The organism is Pseudoalteromonas sp. S2755, from assembly GCF_005886535.1.
GTDB lineage: Bacteria > Pseudomonadota > Gammaproteobacteria > Enterobacterales > Alteromonadaceae > Pseudoalteromonas.
Genome location: NZ_PNDS01000273.1, coordinates 1 through 271, shown reverse-complemented (window position 1 = coordinate 271; position 271 = coordinate 1). Strand labels below are relative to the sequence as shown.

1 pseudogene is annotated in these 271 nt (G+C 43.9%); it reads right to left on the bottom strand.

Going from position 1 to position 271, the window contains the following annotated elements:
* A pseudogene (locus CWC03_RS23200) lies at positions 1-271 on the bottom strand (hypothetical protein); the annotation flags it as partial.

Genomic DNA, 271 nt, shown 5'->3' with positions numbered 1-271 from the left:
ATTACGCTTGCTAATCGATGCGAGATTGCAACAATCAAAGAGGAATGGTCATTAAACCGCTTAGGGGTTGAAGCAACTAGCTGGCTGTCGTAGTTTGAAAGGCGAGATAAAATTCGTAAACATTGTAAGTTCGGGGTTTGTCCATCACTCAGTATTTGTACCGCCAGTTGATGTCGACCTTTCCAAACCTTATCGTGCTGTGCATCTAACTTTTTACCTGCTGCGAGTTGGTCGCTTTCTCGTGATACCCATAAAGAGTCTGCAAAGCTTG